Annotated in this window: 5 protein-coding genes; all 5 read right to left on the bottom strand. The window is 32.2% G+C overall.

Features of this window, described 5'->3' with window-relative positions; translation table 11 throughout:
• Positions 1-84 precede the first annotated feature (84 nt).
• Positions 85-519, bottom strand: a complete 435-nt coding sequence (locus LS81_RS10475; RefSeq protein ID WP_104696430.1) for a hypothetical protein — start codon at positions 517-519, stop codon at positions 85-87.
• A gap of 10 nt (positions 520-529) precedes the next feature.
• Entirely contained in the window at positions 530-1,126 is a 597-nt protein-coding gene (locus tag LS81_RS10470) for a ribonuclease domain-containing protein (protein WP_233715845.1), read from the bottom strand.
• Positions 1,127-1,382: 256 nt separating this feature from the next.
• Complete coding sequence (locus tag LS81_RS10465; protein ID WP_034347877.1) at positions 1,383-1,805, bottom strand: hypothetical protein; 423 nt, start codon at positions 1,803-1,805, stop codon at positions 1,383-1,385.
• A 36-nt stretch (positions 1,806-1,841) separates the two neighbouring features.
• Positions 1,842-3,149 carry a hypothetical protein gene (locus LS81_RS12185; protein WP_233715846.1) on the bottom strand — a complete coding sequence of 436 codons (1,308 nt, stop codon included), beginning with the start codon at positions 3,147-3,149 and terminating at the stop codon, positions 1,842-1,844.
• Between the two features lie 93 nt (positions 3,150-3,242).
• Positions 3,243-4,032, bottom strand: a 790-nt coding sequence (locus LS81_RS10450; RefSeq protein WP_237022234.1) for a bacteriophage T4 gp5 trimerisation domain-containing protein, incomplete at its 5' end; no start/stop codon positions are given.

The raw sequence follows: 4,032 nt of genomic DNA, 5'->3' as shown, positions 1-4,032 counted from the left end.
TTCTTGCAAATCGTCTTGGTTATGTCTATTGGATAATATCAAATTCTTTATAAGTCCTCTTTGGTTTTTGAGATTTATTAGAATCTAGCCCACCAAATAAATATTAAAGTCTTTGGGTTCTCCATAGGAAACGCACTTTACAACTTCATATCCCCAAAAATCGCAAATGTCTTGAAATATAAATAAAAGAAATTCTATTTCTTTTTCTCTTTGCGGCTCTCTATCTAATGTCTTACTCCAATTCTCTACAATTAAAGCAAAGGAATTAAATCCTGCATCTAAGAGCCACTCAAGTTCTGTTATCCAACCAACAAAAGGATTTCCTGGTTCATCTAGCCAAAACATACTCTCATCAGTGGGTGTTTGAAAGGCTTTTCTAGCTGTTTTTTCAAACTCATCAAAGGTGTGAAGCTCTAAGCCGTCTAGTTTAACGATAAATAAGTCTTTATCGTCTTTCAAAGTTACTTCGTCCATGTTTTTTACAATATAGACTTTATTATCTTTTTTAGCATAATTCATACTATTCTCCTTATTCTATGATTTTCACAAATGTTTGATAATGATCTGTTGTATAGTATATATCGCCACTTTTTGTATCTCTTACAAATCTTCTTGGATCATGTCTATTAATAATATCAAATTCTTTATATGTTCCTTTTGGCTTTATGGGGAGTATAGAATCATTATTGTAAAAAGTCTTATTCGCCCTCACTTCATTCCTTTCAGTTACCCCATGATTCTGTTTAGGATATGTCCCTTGCCATTTATGTGCTTTATAGCTATGATAGGCTTCTTGTGTCTCTTTGGGTAGAGTATCTAGTTTAACTTCTTTTATAGGTGGGGGAGTCTTGCTCTTTTTATCTTGCTCTTTTTTGTTATCTTTTATAACAATTTTTTTACTTTTATATTCTTTTGCTTTCTTTGGTATGCTAGTTTTGCTTCTTAGTAGTTTTAATCCCCATTTACCTATATTAAGAGTTATCCTTACTCCTCTTACAAGAGGGATAAAAGAGATGGCTTCTATAGCGATATCTATCCAATCAATACTTGAATCTTTTTGTGGAAAGAGTTTATTTTCTTTATCCTCATCATACAAAATTGTGTAATGCGTTTCTTGTATTTCCACATCCGCACTTACATCACTCTTAGCACCCTCTATATACGCAAAGAATCTAATTTGTTTGTCTTTCCATTGCTCTTTGAAATATATCTCTATTTCTTCACCTAAGAGGTAGTCTTTGGATTCTATGGCACTAGAATCTTTGTTTGTGTTATTTTTTGTTTTTAGAATCTATGTTTGTTTGATTGTTGTGTAAGTGTGAGGTTTTGCTTTAGATTCTGCAGGGTTGGCTTTAAAATATCATTTGTGTTGTTTTTAGAGTTTAATAATGCTTTGGTTGCCAATCCTCTGAAGTATCATCAGTAGATTCTAATTCACCATTTTCTACAAGCATATTAAGAATATCGCATAAGTCTTGCATAATTTTTTCTAGGGTTTTATTTTCCACATTGTCTGGTGTTTCTGTGAACTTGGCTCGTATAGTATTCTCTCCTGTTTCTACATCCCACATCCATATATAAGGTAAATCATTGATAGTAAAATCCCAAATACTCACATCAGGACCCAAAAGATAATCTTCATTTAATACAACATTGTAATGCTTGTATTGTGCCAATGCTTTAATACAAAAAGGACAAACTTCTTCTTCACAATAGAAATTCTCTATTGTGAAATCTAAATGATTAACTCTTTTCCAAAGATACTTTGAATAGGAAATCCTTTTCGTTTCTTTAGTTTTATCCATTATCTTTCTCCTTATCCAATTAAACATAACAATTCATTATTGTGGTTTGATACCAAACTTGCTATTAACATCAGGATTAGTGCGTTGTGAAGCCTCAATGGTATAATTATAAATATCCTCCATTTTTGTCAATCCTTTTCTTTTTTTCACATATTCTATCCATTCCTCCCAAGTTTTGTTTTTTCTGTCATTTTCAAGTTCTTCTGCTTTTTTCCTATCTTTCATAGCGTCTCTTGTGTCCTTTCTAGCTTGATTGCGAAAATTAAAATGAAATTTGGCTCTTTCCTCGAGTGTCAAAATTCTATTGCCAAGCTCTTTCATTTTTGGTAGTTGTGTATTGACATACCATTCTCTCGCATCCTTATTACTTAGAGATTCTCTAGCTATGCCTTGCATTTCTCTACTTTCTTTTTTCACATACCTATTACCTTGTATTTCTGATATAAATTTTGTGCCTTTTATTACCAGACCTCTGCCAATCGCTGCTCCAAACCCCACAATATACCCACTCACATCAATAAGCCCCTCCTCTGTGTAAAGTGAGGGGGAATAAATATATAATGTAACGCCTACTTCATATTTGGGATTTTCTACATAAGCAAAAAATCTAATTTGTTTGTCTAGCCATTCCTCTCTTAGATTTATTATTATTTCTTCACCCCTTATTTCATTGCCATCTAAATCTGTAAGAATTCTAAATGTTTCATGTTCTTTTATGGGAGAGCTTATATTTTCTTTTGTTGTGTGTTGGTATGGACTTGAAGTGATATAACCCCATTTTGTTTGTTTCTTTTGTTCTTGGTAATATTGTTTCTGTTCTTCTTTATTGGGGATAGAGTCTTGATTATAGTAGGCTTTAAGATAGATAGAGATATTTTGCAATCTTGCTTGTGCTTGTATGTTTTCAAGTATTTTTGTATCAAGGTTATATGTGCGTGTTGGTAGGCAAAGAGTATTTGCCCTATTATTAGGACAATGTTTTTGTTGTAGTGTTGTATTGTCTTTAGATTCTATCTCTCTTAATTTGGCATAGACATTGCTAACTAAGAGTTTAGTTTGATAGGGGAATTCTAGGGTGTGAGGTTTATGGAGGTTTGCTAGTCTTATACAAGAGGCATGAGTTTTGGGTTTGCTTTGATAATGTGGGTGCTCTATCTCTACTTTAAATCTATGGATATTTTTAAGTTTTTGTATATCATCAAGGATTATCTCTCCACTTTGACTTTTTTCATTAAAAAGGATATCCCCATTAGGTGCAATGACTTTTACTTTGGCATTCTCTATAAGATTACAATGGACATCTCTTACTTGTATGTATATAGGCTTTGTGTTAAAACTTGACATATTATACTTATATCCTTTGTGCTCTATCCCAATCTATCTTATGTAGTATTACACTTTTTCTTAGTTTTCTTGATCAATCTTTCCTATTTATCCCTATTCCGCTTTAATCTCTCCACCTTTTACTACAAGCCCATTAGAATCTATAACTACTTCAACTCCACCTGCTTTTATTATAACAGAGTCTCCCTTAGTTGTGATAGTGGATTCTCCTACTTGTATAGAGGCTTCACTATTGGCATTTAATATGTAATTGGAATCTGCTATCATAGAGATATTATCAGAAACCATTACTGTATTTGTATCAGATTCTAGGTTAAGAGATTGTGGGGAACTCATATATATATTATCATTAGAACGAATGGTTATTTCATCTTGTGTTTGGATATTAAGTTTCTTATTAACGAACATATCTTTATCCCCTTCCACCACCTCCACACTATTCCCCTTTACATTCTCTACCCTATCCCCACCAACACTACTACAAAGATTATTACCTATCTCTATATCTTTATCTCCCCCTACATATTCACTACTATTTCGTGCTACTCTTAATTTATTACTAGCTCCTACATTTAGAGTATTACTTAATCCTACTATGGTATCTTTACTTAGTGCTACATTAGTAAGATATTCTCCTCCAACTCTTACATCTTTTAAACCTAATATTTCTTGCTTATGATATTTAGTAATAGATTCTGTGTAACTTCCTTTTACTTTAGAATCTTTATTGTTGTGTATGGTTTGAGAGAAATTATGTTTTATATATTCATTATAGTCTTTTTGTGCTCTTACATAGATTTCTTCATTATCTTTTATATTTGATAGGGTAAGTTCATTATAACCTTGTTCAATGGTGTTTGCTGTGTTTGAATGCTCTGTTTGT

This window comes from Helicobacter trogontum, assembly GCF_000765905.2.
Lineage (GTDB): Bacteria > Campylobacterota > Campylobacteria > Campylobacterales > Helicobacteraceae > Helicobacter_A > Helicobacter_A trogontum.
Note: the sequence above shows the minus strand (reverse complement) of the source record. Positions and strands in the feature narration are given on the sequence as shown.

Excerpts from the sequence above, each read along its gene's own strand:
- LS81_RS10475 (WP_104696430.1), bottom strand. The coding sequence starts at position 519 with ATGAATTATGCTAAAAAAGATAATAAAGTCTATATTGTAAAAAACATG.
- LS81_RS12185 (WP_233715846.1), bottom strand. The coding sequence starts at position 3,149 with ATGTCAAGTTTTAACACAAAGCCTATATACATACAAGTAAGAGATGTC.
- LS81_RS10465 (WP_034347877.1), bottom strand. The coding sequence starts at position 1,805 with ATGGATAAAACTAAAGAAACGAAAAGGATTTCCTATTCAAAGTATCTT.